Source organism: Kribbella sp. NPDC059898 (genome assembly GCF_042730855.1).
In the GTDB taxonomy this organism is placed as follows: Bacteria; Actinomycetota; Actinomycetes; order Propionibacteriales; family Kribbellaceae; genus Kribbella.
This window is the reverse complement of the sequence record NZ_JBHWKR010000004.1, coordinates 519799-546517: the sequence shown is the minus strand read 5'-3', so window position 1 is coordinate 546517 and position 26719 is coordinate 519799. Positions and strand designations below refer to the sequence as shown.

24 protein-coding genes are annotated in these 26719 nt (G+C 69.6%); 13 read left to right on the top strand and 11 right to left on the bottom strand.

What is annotated here, in order from left to right; all coding sequences use genetic code 11:
• Positions 1–54: 54 nt before the first annotated feature.
• Entirely contained in the window at positions 55–2340 is a 2286-nt protein-coding gene (locus ACFV9C_RS16600) for an ATP-binding protein (RefSeq protein WP_380194459.1), read from the bottom strand.
• 25 nt (positions 2341–2365) lie between these two features.
• Entirely contained in the window at positions 2366–3322 is a 957-nt protein-coding gene (locus tag ACFV9C_RS16595; protein WP_380194457.1) for an aminoglycoside phosphotransferase family protein, read from the bottom strand.
• A gap of 82 nt (positions 3323–3404) precedes the next feature.
• Here ACFV9C_RS16595 and ACFV9C_RS16590 point away from each other — a divergent pair, with 82 nt between their 5' ends.
• The 5 genes from ACFV9C_RS16590 to rsgA are packed head-to-tail and all read left to right on the top strand — an operon-like array spanning position 3405 to position 8206.
• Positions 3405–4133 carry a DsbA family protein gene (locus ACFV9C_RS16590; RefSeq protein ID WP_380194455.1) on the top strand — a complete coding sequence of 243 codons (729 nt, stop codon included), beginning with the start codon at positions 3405–3407 and terminating at the stop codon, positions 4131–4133.
• 19 nt (positions 4134–4152) lie between these two features.
• On the top strand, positions 4153–4725 hold the full coding sequence (locus ACFV9C_RS16585; protein WP_380194454.1) for a DoxX family protein: 573 nt from the start codon (positions 4153–4155) through the stop codon (positions 4723–4725).
• 31 nt (positions 4726–4756) lie between these two features.
• Positions 4757–5911, top strand: a complete 1155-nt coding sequence (locus ACFV9C_RS16580) for a hypothetical protein (protein WP_380194452.1) — start codon at positions 4757–4759, stop codon at positions 5909–5911.
• 40 nt (positions 5912–5951) lie between these two features.
• Positions 5952–7223 carry a 3-phosphoshikimate 1-carboxyvinyltransferase gene (gene aroA, locus ACFV9C_RS16575; protein WP_380194451.1) on the top strand — a complete coding sequence of 424 codons (1272 nt, stop codon included), beginning with the start codon at positions 5952–5954 and terminating at the stop codon, positions 7221–7223.
• Positions 7223–8206 carry a ribosome small subunit-dependent GTPase A gene (gene rsgA / locus ACFV9C_RS16570; RefSeq protein WP_380194449.1) on the top strand — a complete coding sequence of 328 codons (984 nt, stop codon included), beginning with the start codon at positions 7223–7225 and terminating at the stop codon, positions 8204–8206. Before aroA ends, rsgA begins: the two co-directional genes overlap by 1 nt.
• On the opposite strand, the gene ACFV9C_RS16565 is transcribed toward rsgA, so the two are convergent.
• Positions 8207–8686, bottom strand: coding sequence for a DUF2231 domain-containing protein (locus ACFV9C_RS16565; RefSeq protein ID WP_380194448.1), 480 nt, complete (start codon positions 8684–8686; stop codon positions 8207–8209).
• A 134-nt stretch (positions 8687–8820) separates the two neighbouring features.
• Here ACFV9C_RS16565 and hisN point away from each other — a divergent pair, with 134 nt between their 5' ends.
• From hisN to ACFV9C_RS16550, 3 genes are read left to right on the top strand one after another with little or no spacing between them, the layout of a single operon-like run.
• Positions 8821–9600: a histidinol-phosphatase gene (gene hisN, locus ACFV9C_RS16560; protein WP_380194446.1), complete on the top strand. Its 780-nt coding sequence runs from the start codon at positions 8821–8823 to the stop codon at positions 9598–9600.
• 23 nt (positions 9601–9623) lie between these two features.
• A complete protein-coding gene (locus tag ACFV9C_RS16555) occupies positions 9624–10907 on the top strand; it encodes a M16 family metallopeptidase (protein WP_380194444.1) in 1284 nt (427 codons plus the stop codon).
• On the top strand, positions 10904–12250 hold the full coding sequence (locus tag ACFV9C_RS16550; RefSeq protein WP_380194442.1) for a M16 family metallopeptidase: 1347 nt from the start codon (positions 10904–10906) through the stop codon (positions 12248–12250). The genes ACFV9C_RS16555 and ACFV9C_RS16550 overlap by 4 nt, the downstream gene beginning before the upstream one ends.
• 42 nt (positions 12251–12292) lie before the next feature.
• Here ACFV9C_RS16550 and ACFV9C_RS16545 read toward each other — a convergent pair whose 3' ends face one another.
• From ACFV9C_RS16545 to ACFV9C_RS16535, 3 genes are all read right to left on the bottom strand, one after another.
• On the bottom strand, positions 12293–12718 hold the full coding sequence (locus tag ACFV9C_RS16545; RefSeq protein ID WP_380194440.1) for a CBS domain-containing protein: 426 nt from the start codon (positions 12716–12718) through the stop codon (positions 12293–12295).
• A 247-nt stretch (positions 12719–12965) separates the two neighbouring features.
• Positions 12966–13613, bottom strand: a complete 648-nt coding sequence (locus ACFV9C_RS16540) for a response regulator (RefSeq protein ID WP_380194438.1) — start codon at positions 13611–13613, stop codon at positions 12966–12968.
• Positions 13607–14896 (bottom strand): sensor histidine kinase, encoded by a 1290-nt coding sequence (locus ACFV9C_RS16535; RefSeq protein ID WP_380194436.1) that lies wholly within the window; start codon positions 14894–14896, stop codon positions 13607–13609. The genes ACFV9C_RS16540 and ACFV9C_RS16535 overlap by 7 nt, the downstream gene beginning before the upstream one ends.
• Positions 14897–15045: 149 nt before the next feature.
• Between ACFV9C_RS16535 and ACFV9C_RS16530 the strand changes: the two genes are divergently transcribed.
• Together ACFV9C_RS16530 and ACFV9C_RS16525 are read left to right on the top strand one after the other, a co-directional pair.
• Positions 15046–16257 carry an MFS transporter gene (locus ACFV9C_RS16530; protein WP_380194434.1) on the top strand — a complete coding sequence of 404 codons (1212 nt, stop codon included), beginning with the start codon at positions 15046–15048 and terminating at the stop codon, positions 16255–16257.
• Complete coding sequence (locus ACFV9C_RS16525) at positions 16254–16892, top strand: hypothetical protein (RefSeq protein ID WP_380194432.1); 639 nt, start codon at positions 16254–16256, stop codon at positions 16890–16892. The genes ACFV9C_RS16530 and ACFV9C_RS16525 overlap by 4 nt, the downstream gene beginning before the upstream one ends.
• On the opposite strand, the gene ACFV9C_RS16520 is transcribed toward ACFV9C_RS16525, so the two are convergent.
• On the bottom strand, positions 16885–18036 hold the full coding sequence (locus tag ACFV9C_RS16520) for an epoxide hydrolase family protein (RefSeq protein WP_380194430.1): 1152 nt from the start codon (positions 18034–18036) through the stop codon (positions 16885–16887). The two genes, ACFV9C_RS16525 and ACFV9C_RS16520, sit on opposite strands and share 8 nt — an antisense overlap.
• Positions 18037–18126: 90 nt before the next feature.
• On the opposite strand from ACFV9C_RS16520, the gene ACFV9C_RS16515 reads away from it, so the two are divergent.
• Complete coding sequence (locus ACFV9C_RS16515; RefSeq protein WP_380194428.1) at positions 18127–18696, top strand: CGNR zinc finger domain-containing protein; 570 nt, start codon at positions 18127–18129, stop codon at positions 18694–18696.
• A gap of 55 nt (positions 18697–18751) precedes the next feature.
• Complete coding sequence (locus tag ACFV9C_RS16510) at positions 18752–20521, top strand: DUF222 domain-containing protein (RefSeq protein ID WP_380194426.1); 1770 nt, start codon at positions 18752–18754, stop codon at positions 20519–20521.
• Positions 20522–21620: 1099 nt separating this feature from the next.
• Here ACFV9C_RS16510 and ACFV9C_RS16505 read toward each other — a convergent pair.
• The 4 genes from ACFV9C_RS16505 to ACFV9C_RS16490 all read right to left on the bottom strand — a co-directional run bounded on the left by ACFV9C_RS16505 (position 21621) and on the right by ACFV9C_RS16490 (position 25979).
• Positions 21621–22448: a carbohydrate ABC transporter permease gene (locus tag ACFV9C_RS16505; RefSeq protein ID WP_380194425.1), complete on the bottom strand. Its 828-nt coding sequence runs from the start codon at positions 22446–22448 to the stop codon at positions 21621–21623.
• The gene (locus tag ACFV9C_RS16500; RefSeq protein WP_380194423.1) at positions 22445–23368 is read right to left on the bottom strand and encodes a carbohydrate ABC transporter permease; all 924 of its coding nucleotides are present in this window, start codon (positions 23366–23368) and stop codon (positions 22445–22447) included. Before ACFV9C_RS16500 ends, ACFV9C_RS16505 begins: the two co-directional genes overlap by 4 nt.
• Positions 23369–23386: 18 nt before the next feature.
• Positions 23387–24784: an extracellular solute-binding protein gene (locus ACFV9C_RS16495; protein WP_380194421.1), complete on the bottom strand. Its 1398-nt coding sequence runs from the start codon at positions 24782–24784 to the stop codon at positions 23387–23389.
• A 193-nt stretch (positions 24785–24977) separates the two neighbouring features.
• A complete protein-coding gene (locus ACFV9C_RS16490; protein ID WP_380194419.1) occupies positions 24978–25979 on the bottom strand; it encodes a hypothetical protein in 1002 nt (333 codons plus the stop codon).
• Between the two features lie 105 nt (positions 25980–26084).
• Between ACFV9C_RS16490 and ACFV9C_RS16485 the strand changes: the two genes are divergently transcribed.
• Complete coding sequence (locus ACFV9C_RS16485) at positions 26085–26681, top strand: TetR/AcrR family transcriptional regulator (protein ID WP_380194418.1); 597 nt, start codon at positions 26085–26087, stop codon at positions 26679–26681.
• The last annotated feature ends 38 nt before the right edge of the window (positions 26682–26719 follow it).

Here is a 26719-nt window from a genome sequence, read left to right as displayed (position 1 = left end):
AGCGCCAGGCTCCTGGGACAGGAGTCGCCGGGGCTGACCTGCGGATTCGTACGTCTAGGACTGGTGTCCCGGGACGGGACGGGACAGTCCCGCACGCGCTACGGGAACCAGGTAGTCGAGGCCGTGCGCCGTGGCGACGTCCAACGCCGCTTGGAAGCTCCGTGTGGCCGTTTCCGGGTCGCCGGTGGCCAGGCACGCGTCGGCGTACGGCAGGAGACCACGCACCAGCCGGTCCGGCTCCCCGGCCAGTTCAAGAATGCGGACAGCCTCGGCCTGCTGAGCCGCTGCCTCCTCCCGGCGTCCAAGATGGAGCATGGCCACGGCTACGTCGGTGAGGCTGTTCGCTTCGAAGATCGCGTGCTGCGTCGCCTGGCTGATCGCGACAGACTGCTCGGCGTAGTCGAGCGCCCCGTGGAGATCCCCAAGTCGCAGGGCGGCGCTGCTGAGCACATCCAGGCACATGCGCGCCGTCTGCGGGTCCCTGTCCCGGACGGACTCGAGTATCTCGGCCGCGAGGTCACGGGCGGCAGCGTGCTTCCCCAGACGGATGAGCGCGTGAGCGAGGGTGGTGCGCACCCGCGGCCGGACAACCGCCTCTTCTGGCGGGAGGACAGCCACGGCCTGCTCCATGAGGTCCAAGGCCCGTGCGGTGTCACTGTGCTCGTACGTCTCTCCGAGCTGGAAGAGCGCCATGGCCTCGCCGACAGGGTCGCCATCCATCAGTGCGCAGGCAGCTTCGAGCTCCCGGGCCCCTTCGGCGAGGCGGCCCCTCCGCCTCAATTGGATGCCCAGCAGGTACCGGTGCGAGCCGAGCATGCGGCGATCACCGAGCCGTTCGACGGCAGGCATGCTGGCCTCGAGAACGTCTCGCAACAACCCTGACCCACCACGACGACCTTGATCGATCGTGACGAGCTGTCCGAGCCCGACGGCGAGCGTGTCGATCCGGAGCTGTACAGCGAGCCCAAACGTGGCCAGCAGGTTGTCCCACTCGCTGTCCATCCAGCTGGTGCCACTGTCGTGGCTGGACAGATCGGGCAGCTCAGTCGGTGGGTGTGACACCGTGACCGGGAGCGGGACGACGATTCTGATCAGCTGCTTCACAGCGATCAGGCAGGTCAAGTAATAGTCACCCAGCCTGGCGATCGCGGGCACTGGGTCCGCGGCAGGATCGTCAGCGCGAGCAGCCTGGCGGAGCAGGTCGTGCATGCGGTAGCGGCCCACAGCCGGCTCCTGGACCAGGTGTGCGTCGACCAGGTCCTCCAGCAGCGAGCGGGCGTTCCCCAACGGGATCCCGGCCAGCGCGGCAGCGCCGTACGCGTCGATATCGTCGCCCGGCACCTGCCCGAGCAGCTGGAACATCCGCCGCTGCGCCGGGTCGAGCTGCCGCAGCGACATCTCGAACACGTCCCCCACCGCCAGCTCGCCCTCCCGGAGCCGCTCCACCAGCGTGTCGAGCGTCCACGCCGGACGGTGCCGCAGCCGGGCGGCCGCGACCCGGATCGCGAGCGGCAGGTTCCCGCAACGCCGCAGTACCTCGTCGATGTCGCCGGCTCGCGTGCCACCGGCGGACTCGATCAGCAGCTGTACGGCGTCCTCGCTCGGCAGGACGTCCAGCGATACCGGCCGTACTCCGTCCAGCTCCACCAGCCGGCGGCGACTGGTGATCACGACGAAGCTCTGGCCGGCACCGGGCAGCAGGTCCCGGACGTGCTCGGCGTCGGCGGCGTTGTCCAGCACCACGATCGCCCGCCGGGTCGCCAGCTCGGACCGCCAGAGCGCGGCCCGCTCGACGAGTCCGTCCGGAATCCGGGCCGGTGACAGACCGAGAGCGGTCAGCAGCACCCGGAGCGCCTCGGCCGGCTCGACAGGCTCCCGCCCGGGCGTGAACCCGTGTAGGTCCTGGTAGAGCTGCCCGTCGGGGTAGTCCGTGGTCAGCAGGTGCGCGGCGTGCACGGCCAGCGCGGACTTGCCCACACCACCCATACCGTCGATCGCCACGACCGCCGTACTGCGTGCTGCTTCCAGGAGCGTTTCCAGCTCAGTACGTCGACCTGTGAACGCGACGACGTCGTGTGGGAGGTCGTTGCGTACTTGTCGGGCCGGCTCTGCCCGCGGCCCGTCGCTCTTGGCACGCTCCCATACCTCCCGGAGCGGACGCGGGTCACGGCCGGCGGCCTTGCACAAGGCTACGACTGTTGGCCACGGTGGTGCGGCCTGGCCGGAGAAGTACCGCGAGAGCGAGGAACTGCTGGCGTTGATGTCACGGGCAAGCTCCCGCAGACTCCGGCCGGTCAGATCCCGCAGCTGCGACAACTGCCCAGCCAACTCGTCCCGCATACCCCCTCCTCTCAGCGGGCCGAGTCTAGAACCCGCCGTCAACCACCCCCGCCCCTCCGCTTCGCTCCGGGGCGGGCGTGCGTGAGGTGGAGCCGGGCTCGCTACGGGGCGGGGTGGAGTGCGGTGGCGCCGAGACGATGCGGTGCATTGCGGCGGTTCCGGCTGGGAGCCAGGTTGGTTTGCCGCCGGGGTGGCGTTTTACTCCGGCGGTGCCGATGGCGATCAAGGAGAGGGCTCGGGCGGCGGCCCAGGCGCGGGCGCGGCGGTAGGTGGCGTCGTCGACCGGGTAGGCGTCGAAGAAGCGGTCGACCGAGCCGTCGGGGAGCAGCAGCCAGGCGGCTGACAGGTCCGTGGCCGGGTCGCCGTGGGACAGGTCGCCGAAGTCGACCACGCCTGCGAGGGTGCCGTCGGCAACGACCACGTTCGCGGGATGCAGGTCGCTGTGCAGCCACACCGGCGGACCCGCATACACCGGCGCCGCGACCCCGTCGGCCCACACCGCCCGTACGGCGTCCTCGACGGCGAACTCGTCCGCCCACTTCTCGAAGCCCTCGGTGTGACCGCCCAGCCCGTCACCACGGCCCGCGGCCCGCGGCGCGTCAGCGGGGGCCTCGGTGTGCAGCGCCTGCAGGAAAGCAGCCAAGGTATCGGCGGCCCGCGGCGAGGTGATCGGCGTACGGTCGGCCGGCTCCCCGGCAACCCAGGTAGTGACCAGCCAGGCCTTGGGGAAGCGCTCCGACGGCTGACCGAGCCGCACCGGCGTGGGGACCGGCAACGGAACCCGGGCCGCGATCTCCGGGAGCCAACGGTGTTCGCGGAGGATCGGGTCGGAGGTGGGGTCGTGGCGAGGGATGCGCAACGCCAGGTCGTCGCCGAGCCGCCACATCTGGTTGCCCCAGCCGCCGTCCACCTCCTCGAGCTCCAGGTCGGCCAGGTCCGGATGCTGCTCTTTCAACAGGGTCCGTACGAGTTCTTCGTCCATTTCGGAGCTCATGGACCGTCAGACGCGTCACACCAGCGGCTGGTTGGGAATAGGTCCACGGAGTGGTCAGTTGCCCACAGTTATGCGCATTGATGTGTGGTCCGACGTCGTCTGCCCGTGGTGCTACATCGGCAAGCGCCGGCTCGAAGAGGCTCTTGCGACCAGCGGCGACGAGGCAACGGTGGTCTGGCACAGCTTCCAGCTCGACCCGTCGTCGACGAACGACGACCCGCGGGACCTGGCGACCCGTCTGGGCGAGAAGTACGGCCGCGGCCGCGAGTGGGGCCTGCAGGCGAACGCCCAGGTCACCGAGGTCGCCGCTGAGGACGGCCTGGAGTACCACCTGGAGAAGGCGAAGCCGGCCAACACCGTCGACGCCCACCGCGTCCTGCACCTGGCCCGTGAGCTGGCCGAGTCCGGTGAGGTTCCCGCAGACACGCAGGGCCGTCTCAAGGAGCGCCTCTTGAAGGCGTACTTCACCGACGGTCTCCCGGTCGGTGACCACGCCACCCTGACGGACCTGGCCACCGAGGTAGGCCTCCCCGCCGAGCGGGTGCGCGAGGTGCTGGCGGGTACGACGTACACCGACGAGGTCGCGGCCGACCAGGCGCAGGCCCTGGCGTACGGCGCCAACGGCGTACCGTTCTTCGTCATCGACGAGAAGTACGGCGTGAGCGGCGCACAGCCGGTGGAGGTGTTCCAGGAGGCCTTGCGGCGCGCGAACGCGGACCGTAAGCCGGTGACGCTGATCACCGCGCCGGGTGCGACCGACGGTGACGCCGCGTGCGGGCCGGACGGATGTCCCATCTGAAAAGTGGTATTAAAGAGGCATGACTGTCGTGCGCGCACTGGCCAGGCCGTTGCTGTCCGTCATCTTCGTCGTGCAGGGCGCCAACGCGATCCGCAACCCCGAACCGCTGGTCCCGAAGGCGCAACCGATCACTGATCGGTTCGTGCCGATGGTGAAGAAGGTCGCGCCGCCGCAGGTCAGCGAGCGCATCCCGGACACCACGGCGAACCTGGTCCGGCTGAACGGCGCGGCGCAGGTGCTCGGCGGTGTAGCGCTGGCCAGCGGGAAGGGCCGCCGGCTCGGCGCGTCGCTGCTGGCGGCGTCGCTCGTACCGACGACGCTCGCGGGTCACGCGTTCTGGCAGGAGAAGGACAAGATGGTGCGCAACCAGCAGCGCATCCAGTTCATGAAGAACCTCGGGCTGCTGGGCGGGCTGCTGCTCGCCGCGGTCGACACCGAGGGCAAGCCGGGTGTCGCCTGGCGCGCCACGCACGGTGCGAAGGCAGCGAAGCGCGAGACCAAGCGCGGCGCGAAGGCGGCCAAGCGCGAAGCCAAGCAACTGGCCCGCGAGGCCAAGCACGCGGCCCGACTCGCCAAAGCCGAGCTGAGCTGATCTGCCGCCTACATCGTTCTAGTCTAGATCGGTGCCTACGTACAGCGACGATGGCCAGTGGTGGTGGGACGGCCGCTCCTGGCAGCCGATCTCGACTCTCCCGCCCCAGCAAGCACCCCAGCAGCAGGCGCTCTACCCGCCTCCTGAGCAGGCGCCGCGCCCGGCGCCGCAGCCGCCGGGCTATCCGAAGCCGCCGCGTAAACGTCGCGGTGTGATCTGGGCAGTCGTCGCGGCGGTCCTGCTGGTGATCGCCGTACCGGTCGGCATCTTCGGCTGGCGTGCGCTGTCCAAGAAGGACGACGGTACGGCCGGAGCACCGCACGGCAAGACGATCGAGCCCGGTCAGCCTGTGACGGCCCAGACTCTGGGTGAGGTCGATCCCGCGACGTTCTTCGAGGGTGTGGCCAAGCGGCAGATGACCCAGCCGCTCGGGCGGCTCAAGGTGTCGTACTTCGAGAGCCCGCGGAAGTTCCTGGCCCGGGACGACTCGTGGACGATCACCGACTCGGTCATCGACCACAAGACGGACAAGTTCTACTTCGCCACGACGTCCCGCGCCAATGCCAACGACAACGAGCCGACCAGCGCCATCTGCAAAGGCGGGAAGAGCTACAGCTGGAACCACATCCTCAAGAAGTGGCAGGTCGTCCCGTTCGACAGCCCGGAGTGCTACAAGAAGCAGTCCTTCAACACCGGCGACGGCCTGTTCTCGAGCGGCCTGACCCCGGGCCAGGCCGACACGGTGCTGGCGAAGCTGCGGAGTTACTCCGGGTACGTGAATCCGGCGAAGCCAACCCTGCTCTCGGCCGGCGGCCGGACCTACGTGCGGCAGGTCGTCGACTTCAAACCTGTCGTCCTGACCGACGTCGGCTACGGCGGTACGGCGATCTCGATGTGGGCGTTCCGGGACGCCGGACTCGACCCGGTGACGTGGCCCTGGTCGAACCCCTACCCGCTCGGCGTCGGCATCCACGCCGTCTACTACCTGGACGCCAAGACCCTGCTGCCGGTCGCGACGTTCGAGAAGGGCATCGGCGCACCGGCCTACAACGGCGGCGCGGCGATCCCGGCGCCCGGTATCCAGGTGGTCAACTACACATTCCCCAAGACGCTGCCGGCGCCGGTGCTGAACAACTCCCCGCAGTACCTGTCGCTGCTGCTGCCACAGGGCTGGAAGGTGCAGTAGCGATAGGCTCAGGCTCGAGATGACGAGCCTAGGGAGTGGCATGAGCGAGGATCAGGGCTGGCCGGCACCGCTGGCCGCAGGTGCGGTCAGCGGACGGGTCACCGTGCCCGGGTCGAAGTCGATCAGCAACCGTGCGCTCATTCTTGCCGCGCTCGCCGACGGCCCGTCGCACCTGACCGGCCTGCTCAAGGCCCGCGACACCTCCCTGATGCGGTCCGCGCTGGTCTCGCTCGGCGTGGGCATCAGCGAGAGCGGTACGACGGTCACCGTCACCCCGGGCTCACTCAAGGGACCGGCCGCGGTCGACTGTGGTCTGGCCGGCACCGTGATGCGTTTCGTCCCGCCGGTCGCGGCGCTCGCCGACGGCGTGGTCGCGTTCGACGGCGACGAGTACGCGCGCGAACGGCCGATGGACGTCATCCTCGGCGCACTCCGGACCCTCGGCGTACAGATCGACGACGGCGGCACCGGGCGGATGCCGTACTCCGTGTCCGGCACCGGCTCGGTCCGCGGCGGCACGGTGACGCTGGACGCGTCCGGGTCGAGCCAGTTCGTCTCCGCGCTGCTGCTGGCGGGCGCGCGGTACGACGAGGGCGTCGACCTCCGGCACGACGGCAAGCCGGTGCCGTCGCAGCCGCACCTGGACATGTCGGTGGCGATGCTGCGCGAGCGCGGCGTACACGTCGACGACGCCGAGCCGAACCGCTGGGTCGTTGCCCCCGGCCCCGTTCGGGCGCTGGACACCGCGATCGAGCCGGACCTGTCGAACGCCGCGCCGTTCCTGGCCGCGGCCGTCGTCACCGGCGGCTCCGTCACGGTGACCGGCTGGCCGGCGGAGACCACGCAGCCGGGCGGTCAGCTGCCCGAGATCTTCACCCGGCTCGGCGCGTCGGTCACGCTGGCGGACGGCGACCTGACCGTGCGCGGTACCGGTCGGATTCCCGCGGTCGACCTCGACCTGAGCGAGGTCGGCGAGCTGTCCCCGGTGATCGCGGCGGTCGCCGCCTTCGCCGACGGGCCGTCGTACCTGCGTGGCATCGCCCACCTGCGCAACCACGAGACCGACCGGCTGGCGGCGCTGGAGGCCGAGCTCAACGCGCTCGGCGGCGACGTGACGCAGCTCGAGGACGGCCTGGCGATCCGCCCGAAACCCTTGCGGGGCGGGCTTTTCCACACCTACGACGACCACCGGATGGCGCACGCCGCCGCCGTCCTCGGCCTGCTCGTCGACGACCTGCGGATCGAGAACATCGGCACCACCGCGAAAACCTTGCCCGAGTTCCCCGACATGTGGTCCGGACTCGTGCGCTGATGTCGCGGTACGACGAGGAGGCCCGGTTCGACCGGCCGAAGCGCCGGACCCGGCCGCGGACCAAGGACCGCCCGTCGTACGACGACGCCGCCGAAGCGGTCGTGATCACCCGCGACCGCGGGCGGTACACGTGCTGGGTCGGCACCACCGGCAGCGGCCGCGAGGTCACCGCGATGAAGGCCCGGCAGCTCGGCCGGAAGGGTGTGATCGTCGGGGACCGGGTCAAGCTCGACGGCGACGCGAGCGGCGACGAGGGCACCCTCGCCCGGATCGTCGAGGTCGTCCCGCGGAAGACGCTGCTGCTCCGGTCCGCTGATGACGACGACCCGGTCGAGCGTCCGCTGGTGGCGAACGCGGACCAGTTGGTGATCGTCGTCGCGGTCGCGAACCCGGAGCCCCGCACCGGGTTGATCGACCGCTTCCTGGTCGCGGCGTACGACGCCGGCATGCGGCCGCTGCTCTGCCTGACCAAGACCGACCTCGCCGACCCGGACCCGCTGCTGTCGATCTACCGCCCGCTCGGCGTCGAGTCGGTGGCGACCCAGCAGGGCGGCGACCTGACCGAGCTCCGCGAACAGTTGCACGACCGGACGAGCGTGCTGGTCGGCCACTCCGGCGTCGGCAAGTCCACGCTGGTGAACGGCATCATCCCCGGCGCCGGCCGGGCCACCGGCATCGTCAACGAGGTCACTGGCCGCGGGCGGCACACCTCCACGAATACTGTCGTACTGCGGCTGCCGGACGGCGGCTGGCTGATCGACACGCCTGGCATCCGCTCGTTCGGGCTGGCGCATGTGGATCCGGACCAGCTGATCCACGCGTTCCCGGACCTGGCCGAGCTCGCGGAGGACTGCCCGCGCGGCTGCACGCACACCGAGGACGCACCGGACTGCGCCCTCGACGAGGCGGTCGCGGACGGCCGCGCCGACGCCGACCGGGTCGCGTCGTTCCGCCGACTGCTCGCCAGCCGGACAACAAGCTAGCTACTTCTTCGGCAGCGTGCCGCCCCAGACCGCGCGGGCTCCGGCGTCGCCGGTGCGGATGGTCTGGTAGATGACGACGACGGCCATCACCACGACGGCCGCGGTCACGAGCAGCTGGAGCGGGCGGCTGTTGATTGCCACCGCACCCCGTCCCGTTGTCGGCAGCAACAGGAACGCGGCGACGACCAGGATCGTGAACGCCAGCACGAACCAGAGCAGCAGGTTCCCGCGCGACCGGTGCACGGCGACCAGTTGCCGCAACTGCGGCAGCGCCGCCACGAACGCGTCCCCGCTCTTCTTCGCGACGAACGCGCAGACGAGCGCACCGGCGCCGAGCACCAGCGCCGGCCAGCGCAGGAACGAGCGCCATTTCGGCACCGCGACGAAGGCGATCGCGGTGAGGGCGCTCAGCGGCAGCACCACCACCGCGAGGTGAATCACCAGCACATGCAGCGGCAGGTCCCCGAAGCGCTCGAACATTGACGCCTCCCGGCAGTCTTGAGGTCGTGGTCGGACACCAATGGCACGGTCGGCGACCCGATTCGGTTCAATCCCGCGACAACTCGTCCCGGACACCCAGCGCGCTCGGGAGCAGTTCAGGCTAGCCTTCCGGCATGCCTTCGCACACGGATGACCTGCGGCTCGCCCACATCCTGGCCGACGACGCGGACTCGACCACGATGGACCGCTACAAGGCGCTCGACCTGCACGTGGCCACCAAGCCCGACCTGACTCCGGTGAGCGAGTCGGACAAGAAGGTCGAGGACGTGATGCGCAAGACGCTCGCCCGGGCCCGGCCGCGGGACGCGTTCGTGGGCGAGGAGGACGGTACGTCGGGCTGGGGCGTCCGGCGCTGGGTGGTGGACCCGATCGACGGCACCAAGAACTACATCCGCGGCGTCCCGGTCTGGGCGACGCTGATCAGCCTGATGATCGAGGACCAGGTCGTCGTCGGCGTGGTCTCGGCGCCCGCGCTCGGGAAGCGCTGGTGGGCGTCGTACGGCGACGGCGCCTGGACCGGCCGCGCGCTGCACTCGTCGCAGCCCTGCCGGGTCAGCGACGTGAGCAGGATCGAGGACGCGTCGCTGTCGTACGCGTCGCTCAAAGGCTGGGAGAAGATCGGCAAGAAGAACCAGTGGGCCGAACTGATGGACTCGGTCTGGCGGACCCGCGCGTACGGCGACTTCTGGTCGTACATGCTGGTCGCCGAAGGGGCGGTCGACATCGCCGCCGAGCCGGAGCTGAACCTGTACGACATGGCCGCGCTGGCGATCGTCGTCGAGGAGGCCGGCGGTACGTTCACGTCCGTCGACGGTGCGCCGGGCCCGAACGGCCCGAACGCCGTCGCCACCAACGGCCGGCTGCACGACGAAGTACTCAAGCGCTTGGCGTGAACCGACCACGTATGGTGGCCGGTATGCCCTTGGACTACCCCATCGCGGAGCAGACGCTGGACAACGGCCTCCGCGTCGTCGTCAGCTCGGACCGCGCCGTCCCGATCGTCGCCGTCAACCTCTGGTACGACGTGGGCTCGCGCCACGAACCGCCGGGCCTGACCGGGTTCGCGCACCTCTTCGAGCACCTGATGTTCCAGGGGTCCCGCAACGTCGCGTCCGGTCAGCACTTCAGCCTGCTGGAGACGGCCGGCGCCAGCCTGAACGCGTCGACGTTCTTCGACCGGACGAACTACTTCGAGTCGCTGCCCAGCGGCGGCCTGGACCTCGCGCTCTGGCTCGAGGCGGACCGGATGGGCTACCTGCTCGACGCGGTCAACCAGGAGAACCTGGACAACCAGCGCGACGTGGTCAAGGAGGAGAAGCGGCAGAGCTACGACAACCGCCCGTACGGCGACTCGTACGAGCGGCTGGTGAAGCTCGCGTTCCCCGAGGGCCACCCGTACGCGCACATGACGATCGGCTCGATGGCCGACCTGGACGCCGCGTCGCTGGAGGACGTGCACGCGTTCTTCCGCAAGTACTACGGGCCCAACAACGCGGTCCTGACGATCGTCGGCGACGTGTCCGAGGCGGACGCGTTCGACGCCGCCAAGCGGTACTTCGGCCACCTGCCGGCGATCCCGACGCCGCCGCCCGCGCCGGACGGCACGATCGGGCCGATGACCGACGTACAGCGCGACGACGTCACGTCCGACGTACCGTCCGACCTGGTCACGATGATGTTCCGGCTGCCGGTCGACGGTACGCCGGAGCTGGACGCGGCCGGGCTGGCGCTCGACATCCTCGCCGCCGGGCAGAGCGGCCGGCTGAACCGGCGGCTGGTCCGCGACGAGCAGATCGCGCAGTCGGTGTCCGGCGGCGCGCTGCCGCTGATCGGCGGGGTGTCGTTCGGGACGCTGACCGGGATCGCGTCGGACGGTGTGGACCTGCAGAAGGTCGAGGACGCGCTGCTCGAGGAGATCGAGAAGCTCGCTGTCGAGGGAGTCACGGCCGAGGAACTGGCGACGGTCCAGGCCCAGGCGGAACGCGACTGGCTGGAGCAGCTGGCGACCTGCGCGGGGCGTGCGGACGAGATCTCGCACCACGCGCTGCTGTTCGGCGACCCGGACCGGATCAACACCCGGATCGACCAGGTCCAGGCGGTCACGGTCGAGCAGGTGCAGGCCGCGGCGCAGCAGTGGATCCGGGCCGCGGGCCGTGTCCAGGTGACCTACCGCCGCAACACCTCGGGAGAGCAGGCATGAACCAGGTTCTGACCACCCCGCCCGCCGTCGGTGCGCCGCGGCCGTGGAAGTTCCCCGAGGCCGTCACGACCCGGATCGGCGCCGGTACGCCGGTACACGTGTTCGACCGCCCCGGGCAGTACGTCGCCACCGTGCGGGTGACGATCGCGATGCCGCTGATCGCCGAGCCGCGGGAGCTCGAAGGGGTCGCGACGATCATGTCGCGGACCCTCGACGAGGGCACCGAGCTGCACTCGGCCAACGAGTTCGCGGCCGCCCTGGAGCGGCACGGCGCGGCGTACGGCGTCGACGTCAGCTCGGACGCGCTGCACGTGGAGATCTCGGTGCCGGTGTCGCACCTGGCGCCGGCGGTCGAGCTACTGGCCGAGGCGATCACCAAGCCGGCCTTCAACCAGGCCGACGTCGGGCGGCACGTGACGATCCGGCTCGGCGAGATCAACCAGGAGCGGGCGAACGCCGGTTACCGGGCGCGTGAGGCGTTCGCGGCGCACCTGTTCGGCCCGGCGACACGACGGTCCCGGCCGACCGCCGGCACGCCGGACACGATCCGGCCCTTGACGAACGTCGAGGTCGCCGAGTTCTACCGGAACAACATCGGCCCGGAGCGGGCGCAGATCCTGTTCGCCGGGGACGCCACCGGGGTGGACGTCGCCGGGATCATCGAGGCGGCGTTCGGCGGCTGGACCTCGTCGGCCGGTGCGGCGGTGGAGACGCCGGAGCCGATCTACCTGCCCGGGAACCGGATCGTCCTGGTGGACCGGCCGGGCTCGGTGCAGAGCCAGCTGCTGATCGGCTGCGCCGGACCGGACCGCCGCGACCCGGCGTGGGGCGCGGCCGCCGTCGCGAACCACGTGGTCGGCGGGACGATCACCTCCCGCGTGGACACCGTGCTGCGCGAGGAGAAGGGCTACACGTACGGCACCCGTACGAGCTTCTCGGCGCCGCGCAAGGGCGGCACGTTCAGCCTCGGCGGCGCCGTACGGACCGAGGTCACCGGCGCCGCGATCACCGACGCGCTGCGGATCCTGCGCGAGGCCCGCGACGGCCTGACCGAGCAGGAGGTGCAGGAGGCGAAGGACAGCCTGATCCGGACCGCTCCGCTGCGCTACGAGCAGGCCGACTCGGTCGCCCAGCAGGTCGGCAGCAACATCGCGAACGGCGTACCGATCGACTTCGCCGACACGTACCTCGCGAACATCGCCGCCACCACCGCGGCCGAGGCGACCGACGCCTACCGCCGGTACGTCGGCACCGACGGCCTGCTCGTGGTCGTGGTCGGCGAGGCCAAGGACGTGCGTCCCCAGCTCGACGGCCTCGACCTGGGCGAACTCATCGAGCTGTAGACCGACCGGGCCGCCCCTGATCCGCTCGGGGGCGGTCTCCGGTCAGCTCGTGATGTAGTTGGACAGTTGCTCCCGCTCGAACTCGAGTTCGCCGATCCGGGACTTCACCACGTCACCGATGCTGACCAGGCCGGCCAGGTTGCCGTCGACAACGACCGGGACGTGCCGGATCCGGCGGTCGGTCATCATCCGCATCAGGTTGTCGATCAGGTCGTCCGGCGTGCAGGTGTGCACCTCGGCCGTCATGATCGCGCTGACCCGGACGTCGCCCGCGTCCGGCGTACCGTTCCAGAGCCGCACGATGTCGCGCTCGGACACGATCCCGGACACCGACGATCCGTCCGCGCTCACCACCACCGCGCCGATGTTGTGTTCGGCCAGCAGGGCGAGCAGCTCGGTGACAGTGGCTTCTGGGGAGATGGTGACGACCTGGTTGCCCTTGCCGCGCAGTACGTCGTTGATCTTCACGGAGCCTCCTGCAGATCGAAGGACCAATACCCCACGGTAACGGCAATCCCGCGATCACCCCCAGTGACAACGACGGACAAACGCGGCCGCCCCAGGGCGTTTAGCTGTTTGAACGCTCAAAGGTCTGGCACCGCGAGCCGTCGCTACTTACCGTGACTGTAGGCCGTGGGCGAGGGGGGATCGTGCACGGCACCTCGCGGGACCGATCGTGCGGGCGGTGAGGAGGGGGACCTCCCGCACGATCGGTTCAGCTCTCGTCGCGGAGCAGGTCGATGGCCGCCTGGCGGTCCTTGACCCGGAGCTTGCGCAGTACGGAGGAGATGTGCACGCGGATCGTGGTCGGCGACAGGAACAGCCGTTGCGCGACCTCGTCCGTGCTCAGGCCGTCGGCCAGCAGGCCCATCACCTCCCACTCGCGGGAGGTGAGCAGGCCCGCCTTCGACCGCCGCGCCGGACGGCGCCGGCCCGGCTCCCGGAACTCGTCCAGGATCCGCGCCACCAGCGACCGCGGGATCGCCGCCTCGCCGGACAGCACACCGCGCAGGGCCTCGGGCAACCGGGCCGGATCGGTGTCCTTGAGCAGGTAGCCGGACGCCCCGGCGCGCAGCGAGTCGAACAGGTCGTTGTCGTCGCGGGACACGGTCAGCATCACGATCGCGATGTCCGGCAGCAGCCGGGAGATCTCCGCCGCGGCGCGGATCCCGCCGCCGGGCATGTGGATGTCGAGCAGTACGACGTCCGGCTGGTGCTCCTCGGCCAGCCGGACCGCCTGCGGACCGGTCGCCGCCTCGCCGCAGACCTCGAACCCGCCGACCTCCAGCGCCTGCCGGATGTGCGCCCGGAGCTGCGGATGATCGTCGGCCATCACCACCCGGAGCGCTTCGCCTGTCACCACCTGACCACCACCGTTGTTCCCTCGCCCGGCCGCGTCGTCAGTACGAAGGTACCGGGCAGCGCCTCCGCGCGCTCGCGCATGCTGATCAGCCCGAACCCGCTGTGCCGCCCGTCCGGGTCGAACCCGGGCCCGTCGTCGGTGATCCGCAGCCGGCTCCCGTCGCCGTCCTGGCTCAGCTCGACGCGCACCCGGTCCGCCTTGGCATGCCGTACGGCGTTCAGCACCGCTTCCCGCGCGATCCGTACCAGCGCGTGCCGCTGCGGGCGGTCGACCGCGATCGACTCGTCCAGCTCGAGGTCGAGCGTCACGTCGTACCGCTGGGCCAGCTGATCGAGAGCGCGGCGCAGTACGGTCCCGAGCGGCTCGTCGTCCGAACGGCCGAGTGCTTCGAGCAGCTGCCGCGCCTCGTCCAGCGCCCGGTCGCTCGCGGCGAGGATCCGGTCGCCGCGCGGACCGTCGAACGTGGCGATCTCGGACCGGATGTAGCCGAGCTCCTGCAGTACGCCGTCGTGCATCTCGCGGGCGAGCCGTCGACGGTCCTCGACGACGGCCATCTCCGCCTGCACTGCCCAGTGCCGGCTGATCTCACGGCCCGCCGCGATCAGTAGGAGGAGGTAGGACACGGTTCTCAGTACGTCACCGGAGTACAGCCAGTCGGGACGGTCCGGTGGAAACAGGAGATAGTTCAGGCGAGCGAATGCCCCTACTGCGCAGGAAGGTCCCAGCCAGCGCAGGAGTACGTCGTCGCGGCTGCGAGCCTGCAGTGTGAACGCTACGGCGGCTACTGCGAGGAAAACCATCGTCAGGATCTGTGGAACCAGGAGCCCACTCGACGTCACCACACCGGGCAGTGCGCTCCTCCACCAGTACAGGAGCGCGCTGAGCAGGAGCATGCCGACGACAGCTGGTGCAAGCGCCCAGTGCCGCCAGCCAAGACGCCTAGCCCGCTTAGCCGGTACAAGAGCGGACGTAGCGATCAGCAGCGTCCCCACGATCCGCAAGGACGGCGGGAGCCAGCTGCCGAACGGCCCGACCTGGCCCCTGATGAGTGTGACGCTGAGCAGCGCGTTCGCCGTACCGAGAACGACCAGTCCTTGAAGTAACAGCAGGTCCTGCCACGTGTTGGTGCGCCGGAAGCGCCCATAGACCAGGAACGCCAGCAGCAACGCCACACAGGTATTGACGGTTTCGAGCACGAGGTGCGCGGCGGCGCTTTGACTCCCGAGCTTTCCCTCGGCGAGCGCGACCGCGACCAGGCAGGCCACGACGACCACGAGCGCCACGCTTCCCCGTGCCGCCCACAGACCCCCCACCACCCGCTGCCTCCCCACAATCACCGACCGTACCTCTCCTTTTCTGCTGATGGGTTAATCGGAGGATCGCAGCTGCCATGGTCCGATAGGCTCCCCGGGTTTGGCGAGAGGGGTTTCGGGTGGGCTTCCGGCAGGATCTGGCCGTACTGCGGCATCGCGACGTCCGGGTGTTCGTGTCCGCGCGGTTCATCTCGATCCTCGGCTCGTCGATCGCCCCGGTGGCGCTGGTGTTCGCCGTACTGGACATCTCGGACTCGGCGAGCGCGGTCGGGATCGTGCTCGCGGCGCGGAGCATCCCGAACATCGTGTTCCTGCTGCTCGGCGGCGTGATCGCGGACCGGTTGCCGCGGCACCTGGTCCTGGTCACCGCGAACACGGTCAGCGGCCTCACCCAGGGGCTGGCCGCGGCGCTCGTGCTCAGCGGGCACGCGACGATCTGGCAGCTCGCGTCGATCGAGGCCGTGAACGGGATCGCGTCCGCGTTCGTGATGCCGGCGATGACCGGGATCCTGCCGTCGATCGTGGACCGGGCCGAACTCCCGCAGGCGAACGCGATCGCCGGGTTTGCCCGCTCGGCCGCGATGATCGGCGGCGGCGCGGTGGCCGGCGTGATCGTCGGCCTCACCGGGCCCGGGGTAGGGCTCGCGGTCGACGGCGTGACGTTCCTGGCCGGCGCGCTGCTGCTGTCCCGGTTGACGATCCCGCGGATCGAACGGGCCGCCAGTTCGGTGCTGACCGACCTGCGCGAGGGCTGGCGCGAGTTCGTCTCCCGGCAGTGGGTGTGGGTGATCGTGCTGGCCTTCGCCTTGCTGAACCTGATCTACACCGCCTGCTTCCAGGTCCTCGGCCCGGTGATCGCCGACCGCACCTTCGGCCGGGCCGGCTGGGGTGTGGTGAGCGCGTGCTTCGGCGCCGGACTCGTTGCCAGCGGCATCATCATGCTGCGGCTCAAACCGCGGCGGCCGCTGCGTACCGGGATGATCGGCATGCTGTGCACGGTCCCGGTGATGCTCTGCCTCGCGTTGCTGCCACAGCTGTGGGCGATGGCGATCGCGGCGTTCGTGCTCGGCGTCGGCTTCGACATCTTCGGGATCAGCTGGGAGACCGCGCTCGGCCAGCAGATCCCGATCGACAAGCTGTCCCGCGTCTCGTCGTACGACATGCTCGGCTCGTTCATCGCCGGCCCGGTCGGCCAGCTCACCGTCGGGTACGTCGCGGTCGCGATCAGCGCGAAGGCCGTCGAGCTGTACGGCGCTGCCTTGTTCGTCCTGATCACCGTGGCGACGCTTGTGGTCCCGTCGGTCTGGAACCTGCGTAGGGTGGACGTGTGAGCTCAATCGTTCCGGGTCCGAAGAAGAAGCTCGAGGAAGAAATCACCGCGGCCCGCTCCGGCGCCAAGCCGCTGGACGCGAGCGCCCTCAGCCCGTCCGCGCCCCGCCAGGAGCAGCTGACCGGCCTCGATATCTTCCCGGACTCCGTGCGTACGGCGATCGAGGCCGAACACACCCGCCTCACCGCGCTCGACACCAACCGCCGCAAGACCGCTGACCGCGCCGTACCCGCCGTCGTCGAAGCCCTGGACACGCTGCTCGCCGAGATCACCGGCCGCCTCGGCAAACCCCGCCTCTTCGGCAAGCCCACCGCGGTCGCCGAACCCACCGCGGAAGCTTGTGAACTTCTCGGCATCCCGTCCGACGACCTGGACGCCGGGTCCCACCGAACCGCCGTACGGACCCTGAAACAGCTCCGCACCCAGCTGAAGGAACTGTCCGGGACGCCCGACCACGACCGCCTCACCCGCATCTCCACCCTAGTCATCCGCCTCGCGGTGGCCCTCGAAGCCTCCCCCTCCGCGGCCGCCCTCGTCCCCCAGGCGCTGGCCCGCTACACCCAGGCAATCCCCGACCCCCAGTGGGCCGAGTCGTTCGCCGAGAAGCTGGAATCCTGGCGGCAAGCCCTCACCTGAGCGCCAGCACTGCCGCAAGGCCCTCCTGGACGTCGCGGACGAAGTACTCCGGGACCTCGAGCGACGGGAAGTGCCCGCCACGCTCCGGCGACCCCCAGCGGACGATCCGCCGGTACCGCTGCTCCGCCCACGGCCGCGGATACTTCTCGATGTCCCGCGGGTAAACGCTGATCGCCGCCGGCACGTCGACCCGGAGCTCCGGATCCAGCGAGTTGTGACTCTCGTAGTAGATCCGCGCCGCCGACGCCCCACTGCGCGTCAGCCAGTACAGCGTGACGTCGTCCAGGACCCGATCCCTGGAGATCGTCTCGAACGGGCTGTCCTCGGTGTCCGACCACTCCGCGAACTTGTCCACCAGCCACGCCAGCAGCCCGACGGGCGAATCCACCAGCGAGTACCCGATCGTCTGCGGCCGCGTCGCCTGCTGCTTCGCGTACGCCGCCCGGTGGTGCCAGAAGTCGTACGTCTCCTCGGTCCACCGCCGCTCGTCCGCCGTCAGCCCGTCCGTCGTCAACCCCGGCGGCCCCTCCGCGAACGTCGAGTGGATCCCGAGCACGTGCTCCGGAAACCTCCCGCCGAGAACGGTCGTGATGTTCCCGCCCCAGTCACCACCGTGCGCGACGAACTCGCCGTACCCGAGCCGTCCCATCAGCTCCACCCACGCCGCCGCGATCTTCTCGGTCCCCCACCCGGTCGTCGCCGGCTTGTCGCTGTACCCGAACCCAGGCAGCGACGGCACCACCACATGGAACGCCGGTACGCCGTCATCCTGCGGATCCGCCAGTTCGTCCACGACATCGACGAACTCGGCAACACTGCCCGGCCAGCCGTGCGTCAGGATCAGCGGAGTGGCATCGGTACGCGCGGATCGCCGATGCAGGAAGTGGATCCCCAGCCCGTCGATCGTCGTACGGAACTGCCGTCCGTTGAGCCGCTCTTCGAAGGCTCTCCAGTCGTACGCGGTACGCCAGTACTCCACGAGCTCGACAAGATCCGCGAGCGGCACGCCCTGATCCCAGCGCCGCGGATCCGGCCCGGCGCGATACACCGTCTCGACCTCGGGCAGCCGCGCGTTGGCCAAGCGCGCCCGCAGATCGTCGAGGTCAGCTTGGGGTGCATGAGCTTCAAAGGCTTGCACTGACATTAGGCCTCCTTGAACATTGGGCCTCCTTGAACCGGCTAAGACGGTTCTAACATGCCTCTGTCCGCCTAGGCAACCGGCTAAGGTGGTTCCATGCGCTTCCTCGACTTCCGCCTCGGCACCGTGCTGGCAACCAGCTTCACGGCGACCCTGACCGAACGCCGCGGCGAACCCGTGGAACGCATCCCCACCGCCGAACGCCTCGTCGACTGGCTGGCCGTGAGCGGCCTACCGGTCAACTCCTGCACCCCGGCCCAACTCGACCAGGCCCGCGACCTCCGCGAGTCGATCCATGCCGCCGCCACAGCCGCCGCACTGCATGACGTTCTCCCACGCGCCGCCCTGCAGGTCATCAACACCTGCAGCACCCAAGGCCGAGCGGCCCCCGTCCTCACCCCCGCCGGCCGGCGCGAATGGCACCTCACAACCGCCAGCATCGAAGACGCCCTCACCGTCATAGCCGCCGACGCCATCACCATCATCTCCGGCGAACGAGACGGAAAGCTCGCCCTCTGCGCCTCCCCCACCTGCCAGGCAGCCTTCTTCGACACCAGCCAAAGCCGCACCCGCCGCTGGTGCGACATGAACACCTGCGGCAACCGCCAAAAGAAGGCCCGCTTCAACGCCACCCACCGCAAATCTGTGGATAACTATTTCCCTTGAAAATAAGGGGTTCCCGGCTTTGAAAACTGTCGGAGGCGCCAGCTAGAGTCTGTTCATGGACATTCTCGGCGGACGCACAGTGGTTGCTATCGGCAACCACGAGGTGCTGCCTGCCCTGGACAAGGTCCGTACCCAGATCGCCCGCCTGCGATCCGTCGAGTTGCAACTCATCGCCCGCTCCGAGACCGACGGCCTCGCCCAGGAGCTCGGCGCCCGCGACACCGTCGAACTCCTCACCGTCCGCCACCGCCGCGACCGCGCCGAGGTCTGGCGCGACGTCCGCCTCGCCCGCGCGCTGCCCAAGTACCAGGCCGTGAACGACGCCCTGACCGGCGGCATCGAGTCGGCCGACGGCACGGTCCACCAGATGCAGATCGGCCACGCGGCCGCGATCATCACCGAACTCGAACGCGTCCGTGACCGCGTCCCGACCGAAACCCTCGACGTCACCGAGCAGCAACTGGTCGGCCTCGTCCCCACCCACACCCCCCAAGAACTCCGCACCGCCGCCAAACACCTCTGCGACCGGATCGACGCCGACGGCCCCGAACCCGAAGAACACAAGGCCTATCAGCGCGAGTCGTTGACGTTGAGCACCGCCGAGAACGGGGTGAAGTTCCGCGGCTATCTCGCCAACGAGAACGCCGAGTTGCTGCGCGCGATCGTCCACGCCGGGGCCCGCCCCCACAAGACCGTCGACGGCGAACACGACCCCCGCCCCCGCGACAAGCGTCAGGCCGACGCGCTGACCACCGCGTTGACGGTGGCCGCGAACGCCTGGGACACCGACACCGCCGGGCACGGCGCGAAGGCGAACATCACCGTCACCATCGACCTCGACGACCTGAAGTCAGCCACCGCCCACGCGACCGGCCAAACCGTCCACGGCGACGACCTGACGTCAGCCACCGCCCACGCGACCGGCCAAACCGTCTACGGCGACGACCTCTCCGCCGCCACCATCCGGCGCCTGGCGTGCGACGCCAACGTCATCCCGCTGGTCCTGGGCTCGAACTCCGAACCCCTGGACGTCGGACGCCGCGAACGCCTCGTCACCAGACACATCCGCCACGCCCTGATCGCCCGCGACCGGGGCTGCGTGGTGTGTGCAGCGCCGCCGGTAATGTGCGACGCCCACCACCTCACGCACTGGATCGACGGCGGAGCCACGGCCCTGACCAACCTCGCGCTCTTGTGCCGACGGCACCACGTCGACCTCCACAACGACCGCTGGCACATCACCATCACCAACGGCAAGGTCCACGTAGCCCGCCCAGCGTGGGCCGACCCAATCACTACACCCGCCATGAATCCACCAGGCGCAGGCTTGGCGCACGCAGAACCCCCACCCAGCAGATCACACCGCAACACCCCCAAGACACCCACGCCACCGGTCGCCGCGTCCGCCTCCCCCGAGCCACCGGACGTCGCCCCCACCTGCCCCGAGCCACCAGCCGCCGCCCCCACCTGCCCCGAGCCACCAGCCGCCGCCCCCACCTGCCCCGAGCCACCAGCCGCCGCCCCCACCTGCCCCGAGCCGCCGGGCGTACCCGCCCGCCCCGATTCACCAGGCACCGCACCCGCCTACCCCGAGCCGCCGGGCGTCGTACCCGCCTGCCCCGATTCACCAGGGCCTGCGCCCAGACGTCCCGGCGACCCGCCCCCAACGCTCAACCCCTGGGGCGACACCGACCCACCCACCCCACGAACCAACCGCTGGACAGCCGACGAAGCAACCCTCACCGCCGCAACCCACTTCGCCGTCTGGGGAAACCGCACGCCCACCGAGCCCGCCACCGGCCCACCCCCCTTCGCCACCATCTGACCCCGCGCCAGATCGCGCAAAGGCGTCACCAACCCGTCGGACGCAGGCACCCAACCCCCGCGTCCGACAAACCCGCACGCCTCCAACCGCCAGGCGACCTCCCCCGCCCACGCCCACCCGTCCGCCCGTCCGCCCGTCCGCCCGTCTGCCCGTCTGCCCGTCTGCCCGTCTGCCCGTCTGCCCGTCTGCCCGTCCGCCCGTCCGTCTGCCCGTCCGCCCGTCCGTCTGCCCGTCCGTCTGCCCGTCCGTCTGCCCGTCCGTCTGCCCGTCCGTCTGCCCGTCCGTCTGCCCGTCCGCCCGTCCGCCCGTCCGCCCGCCCGTCCGCCCGTCCGCCCGTCCGCCCGTCCGCCCGTCCGCCCGTCCGCCCACGAAGACTGCAGCACACAGCCGCCGAAGCCGGTGAGCGCCACTCCACCCGCTCCGTCCCCAGAGCGCCCGTGACGATCCCCCCACAGGCCACGTCATACACCCCGCCGAAGCGGCACGACACCACCGTCGAGCAGCGACTCCATCGCCACCTCCACCAGACGACCACAGCACACGAGCCATCCACGCCCACGCGGCCCACCTCATCCACCGCATCGCGCGACCCGGCCGGAGTACGTCGGTACTCCTACACCGCCTCGTGTTCTCCCATCCAGTCATCGCAGCGCCCGGCGCCGTCAACCTCCGCGCAGCACCTCCCGCCGAACACCCACCACAGTTGCGAACAAGCAGCCGAAGCGACGTGAGCTCGCCGTCCACCCCACCCCGCAACACGCCACCCGGCCCAGCCACCCACCCGCCGCGCCACCGCATGCGGCCCCAGCGCGCAGGACCCGCTCGCAGTAGGGCGGAACTCCTACACCGCCGGACACTCCACCGCCGAGTCATCACACCCCGGCGCCGTCAACCTCCGCGCGGCACCGCCCACCGCGCCCCGCCGCAGGCGGCAACAAAACAGCCACCGCGAAGCGGTGACCTTTTACCTCACCTGCGCCGTCACCCCAGCACCCGGCGCCGTCCACCTCCGCACATCACCACCCACCGCGGACCCCGCCGAAGGCAACAGATAGGCGCCGCGGAGCCGGGGGCCTTTGTGGGTGGGTGGTGGTGGGGGTCAGCCCTTGATGGCGCCGCCTAGGGCGAAGGCGCCGCCTAGTTTGCGGCTGAGGAGGAGGTAGAGGAGGAGGACAGGGGTGGTGTAGATGAGGGAGTACGCCGCGAGCTGGCCGTAGTTGGGTTCGCCGTACTGGCCGAAGAAGGTGAAGATGCTCACCGACGCCGGCAGCCGTTCGGGTGAGAGCAGCAGCATGAACGGGACGAAGAAGTTCCCCCACATGCCGATGAACGTGAAGATCAGCACGACCGCGATCCCCGGCCACATCAGCGGCAGCACGATCGCCCAGAGTGCGCGCATGTTCCCGGCACCGTCGACCCAGGCGGCCTCTTCCAAGGAGATCGGCACCCCGTCCATGAACGTCTTCGTCAGCCAGATCGCGAACGGCAACGCCGCGGTCGCCATGAACATGATGGTCCCGCCAAGGGTGTCCACCAGGTTCAACTGGACGAAGAGCCCGTAGACCGGCACCATCACCGCGGTGATCGGCAACCCGGTACAGAACAACACGGTCAGCAGGAACGGCCGGTTGAACCGAGTCCGGAACCGCGACAACGGATAGGCCGCCAGCACCGCGCAAACCATCGTGAGCAACGCGGCCCCACCACACAACACGATCCCGTTCAACACCGGGCGGTACGTCGTGTCGGTGTTCAGCACCGCCTTGAAGTTCTGGAACGTCGGATGCGTCGGGAACTCGACCCGCAGCCCCGCCGTCCGGTTGATCGACGCGAACAGCACCCACAGCAGCGGGAGAACGAAGAGTACGCCGATGGCGAGCAGGACCAGGTTCGAGGCCAGCTTGCTCATCTTGTCCCGGGCGATCACGCTGCCTCCGAGTTGAGTCCACGCAGGTAGATCAGCGAGAAGATCGCGCCGATCGCCAGCATCACCAGCGCGATCGCCGTACCGTAGCCGATCTGGGAGAAGCTGAACGCCTGCTCGTACATGTACAGCGGCAACGTCTGGCTCTTGGTGCCAGGCCCGCCGCGGGTCATCGCGTAGATCAGGCCGAAGACGCTCAGCGTCTGCAGCGTGATCAGCATCAGGTTGGTCATGATCGCGCGGGTGATCATCGGTACGGTCACGAACACGAGCCGCCGCCAGCCGCCGGCGCCGTCCATCTCGGCCGACTCCTCGATCTCGCGCGGGATCTCGCTCAACGCGGCGGAGTACACGAGCATCGAGAACGCCGTACCGCGCCAGATGTTGGCCAGTGACACCGCGATGATCGGTGCCCCGTACAACCAGTCCTGGCCGGGCAGGCCGACCGCGTGCAGCATCACGTTCAGCGTGCCGTCATCGTTGAAGAACGCGCTCAGCAGGTACGCCGCGACCACTTCGGGCAGCACCCACGCGCCGATCACCGCCGTACCGACGAAATTCCGGACCACCTTCGTCGACTTGCGCATCAGCAGCGCGAGGCCGAGGCCGAGGGTGTTCTGGCCGATGATCGCGGAGATCAGCGTGAACACCAGCGTCAGCCAGATCGAGTTCGTGAACGCGCTGCTGCTGAAGGCTTTCCGGAAGTTGTCCAGCCCGACGAACTTCACGTTCGCCGCGCCGGGCCCGGTGAGCGCCATGTTCGTGAACGCGGCGTACACGCAGTAGATGATCGGGCCGGCCAGGAAGACCAGCATCAGCACGATGGCCGGCGAGAGCGGCAGCATCCGCACGAGTTTGGGCCCCCGCGGCCGCTTGCCCGGAGTAGAGGCAGCGGCCGCGGTGGGCGCGACAGTCGTCGTCACAGGGGAGAAACCTCCGGCCTACTGGCCAGTGCTCTTCGTCGTCGTACTGTCCTTGCCGCCGACGATGCCCTCGACGTTCTGGTCGTACTGCTTCGCGGCGTCGTCCGGCGAGGACTGCCCGGTCATCACCGACTCCATCGCGGTGATGATCTCGTTCGACACCTTCGGGTACTCCGGCAGCGCCGGGCGGTACACGGTCACCGAGACCAGGTCGGTGAAGAACTTCGTGCTGGCCGACGACGTCTTGTACGCCGCGTCGTCGGCGACGTCCTTGCGTACGGCGATCTGCGCGCCGTCGGTGGCGTACTTCGCCGCGTTCTTCTGCGTCTGCAGGGTCTTGATGAAGTCCCAGGCCGCCTCGGGTGACTTGGCCTTGGCCGGGATCGCCCAGGTCCAGCCGCCGGAGAGGCTGACCTTGCCCTTGCCGCTGCCGTCCTGGGTCGGCATCGCGGTCTGGCCGAGCACCGTGCTCCACTGCGGCCACGGCTTGGCGCCGGACTTCAGCCAGTTGTTGTAGACCCACGACCCGTCGAGGTCGATCGCGAGCTTGCCCTGCGGCAGCAGCTCGGTGCCGACCTTGCTGCCCATGTTCGGGTTCAGCGCGTCCTTCGGCGACGGCGCCAGGCCCTCGGAGAAGACGGTCTTGACGAAGTTCAGCGAGTCCTTGAAGCCCTGGCTGCCGACGACCCACTTCTTCGAGTCGTAGTTGTACAGCGTGTCCTTCGTGCCGTACAGCAGCATCTCGAAGCCCTGCATGGCCGAAGCTTCACCCATCGGCTTGCCGGAGTACATGTTGAACGGGATGACACCCGGCACCTTCTGCTTGATGGTGCGGGCCGCGCTCAACACGTCGTCCCAGGTCTTCGGCTGCCAGTCCGCCGGGAGTCCGGCCTTGGCGAAGATCTGCTTGTTGTACCAGAGCGCCCGCGTGTCGGTGCCGTCCGGAACGCCGTACGTCTTGCCGTCCTGGCCGCGCGCCGCGCCCTTGGCGGTGTCCTCGAACTGGCTCCACTGGTCCCAGTTCTTGATGTAGTCGTCGAGCGGCTTCAGGTACCCCGCGGTGATGTCGGAGTTGATCAGGAAGGTGTCCTCGTAGACGATGTCCGGCGCGGTGTTCGCCGACCGCATCATCAACTGGATCTTGGTGTAGTAGTCGTTCTCACTGGCGACGACCGGGACGATCTCGACCTGGGAGCCGGGGTGCGCGGCCTCGTACTCGGACTTCACGCCGGTGAGGAAGTTCTTCATCACCACGCCCGGGCCCCACTGCTGATACGCGATCTTGATGTGCGCGGGCCCGGCACTCTGCGAGCTGCCGGCGTCCGGCTTCTTGGTCGTCGAGCCCTGACTGCAGGCCGACACCGCGAGCAGCAGCGCCGAGGCGACCGCCGCCACCTTGAAATACTTCCTTGACATCATCAGGTCCACCTTCGGGCAATCGTTGTCATCCCGGTCCCACGACCCAAGCCCAGCGGGCTTTTCCGCGACCGTAGGAGTCCCCGTCGAAGGAAGTCAATGCTTGACAGACAACGTTGTCGTTCCCGGTACCCGGTCACGCGGTAACCGGAACGTAACGATCCGGTCACCGCGTTGCCATACCCCGACTTTGTCAGGCCGCGACAGCTCGCGCCTCCTGCCGGGCCGGTACGGCGCGTCGCCGGCCGCGGAGTGCGCCGAGTCCGCAGAACAGCAGCCCGGCGACCAGCCAGCAGCTCAGTACGACGAGCGGCCGGCCGATCCCCGCGCCGTCGAAGAAGCTCACCGAGCGCAACGCCGTGCCCGCGGCGCCCGGCGGCAGCAGCTGGCCCAGCGTGCCCCAGCCGCTCGGCAGCATCTCCGGGGCACTGGTCATCCCGGACAGCGGGTTGCCGAGCAGCATCATCACGGCGCCGCCGAGTGCGAGTCCCGCCGTACCGAGCAGCCACTCGAGGCCGAGCAGGGTGAGGCTGATGGCCGCGATCGACATCGCGATCACGCCCGCGTTGCCGAGGTAGCTGCCCTCGAACGAGCCCAGCCAGTACTGCAGTACGGCGGCCAGCGCGAGCCCGCCGGTGACGGCGAACGTGACCGCGCCGATCATCCGCTTCGGGCCGGACCGCACCAGCTGGGTCAGCGCCCCGGCCGCGATGATCCCGCCGAGTACGAGCGGCAACGCGCCGGCGGCCAGACCCGCACCGCGCGGGTCGTCCTTCGGCAGCGGTACGACGTCGGTGACCTTGGCCGCGCCGTCCGGGTGCATCCGCCCCGCTAGCTGCGTGAGGACCTGCGCGACCGCGGGGCCGGCCGCCGACGCGGTCAGTACCTCGGGCTGCGGCCCGTCGAGCACGATCGCGCCGTACGCGTCCCGGTCCTTGATCCGCTGCACGGCCGCCTGCCGATCCGGTACGGCGGTGAGCGCGATGCCGCCCGGCAGCGCCTGGTCGAGGGCTGTCCGCACCTGGGCGACCGCGGGCGCCGGGCCGGCCACCGCGAGCGGTACGTCGCGCGGTTCGGACCGGGCGGACGGCCAGGCGAACGCGATCAGGAACACCGTGAGAACCGCGGTCAGCAGCACGATGACGGCGATGAGAGGCGGCCGGCGACGGTCGGCCGCGTGCGCTTCGGTGGTCATGGCGGGACTCTCCCTCGGGCAAATAAAACCGAATGATCGTTCTTTATGAGCCTGGCAACGCGTCTCCGGCTTGTCAAGAACGGACATTCGTTTTATGTTGCGGACGTGCCCAAGGTCACCGAGGAACACCGGCTGGCGCGCCGTGCGCAGATCGTCGCGGCGGCCCGTACGTGCGTGCTCGAGGAGGGCTTCCACAAGACGACGATGGCGGACGTGATCCGCGCGTCCGGGCTGTCCGCGGGCGCCGTCTACGGGTACTTCAAGAGCAAGGAGGAGATCGTCGGGGCGATCGCCGAGGACGCGCTCAGCGCGATCGACGAGCTCTTCGAGACGATCCTCGCCTCCGAGGGGCCGCTGACTCCGCTGACCGCGCTGGAGGCCGCGCTCAAGCACGTCGTGGTGATCGCGGAACGGCCCGGCGGCGACGTCACCCGGGTGGCGGTGCAGGCCTGGGCCGAGTCATTGCGCAACCCGGCGGTGAAGGCGACCGCGGTGTCGAAGTACACCCAACTGCGCGAGCACTTCGTGGCGGTCGCCCGGCGTGCGCAGGCCGACGGCACGGTCGACGCCGAGGCGGACCCGGAGCACATCGCGCAGGTGCTGTTCGGCACGCTACCCGGGTTCATCATCCAGCGGCTGCTGATCGGGGACGTCACGCCCGAGAGCTACGTCGAGGGGCTGCGGGCGCTGCTGCGTTCGTAGCGCGGGGTGGACTTTCACCCACCTCGTCCGGCGGTCCA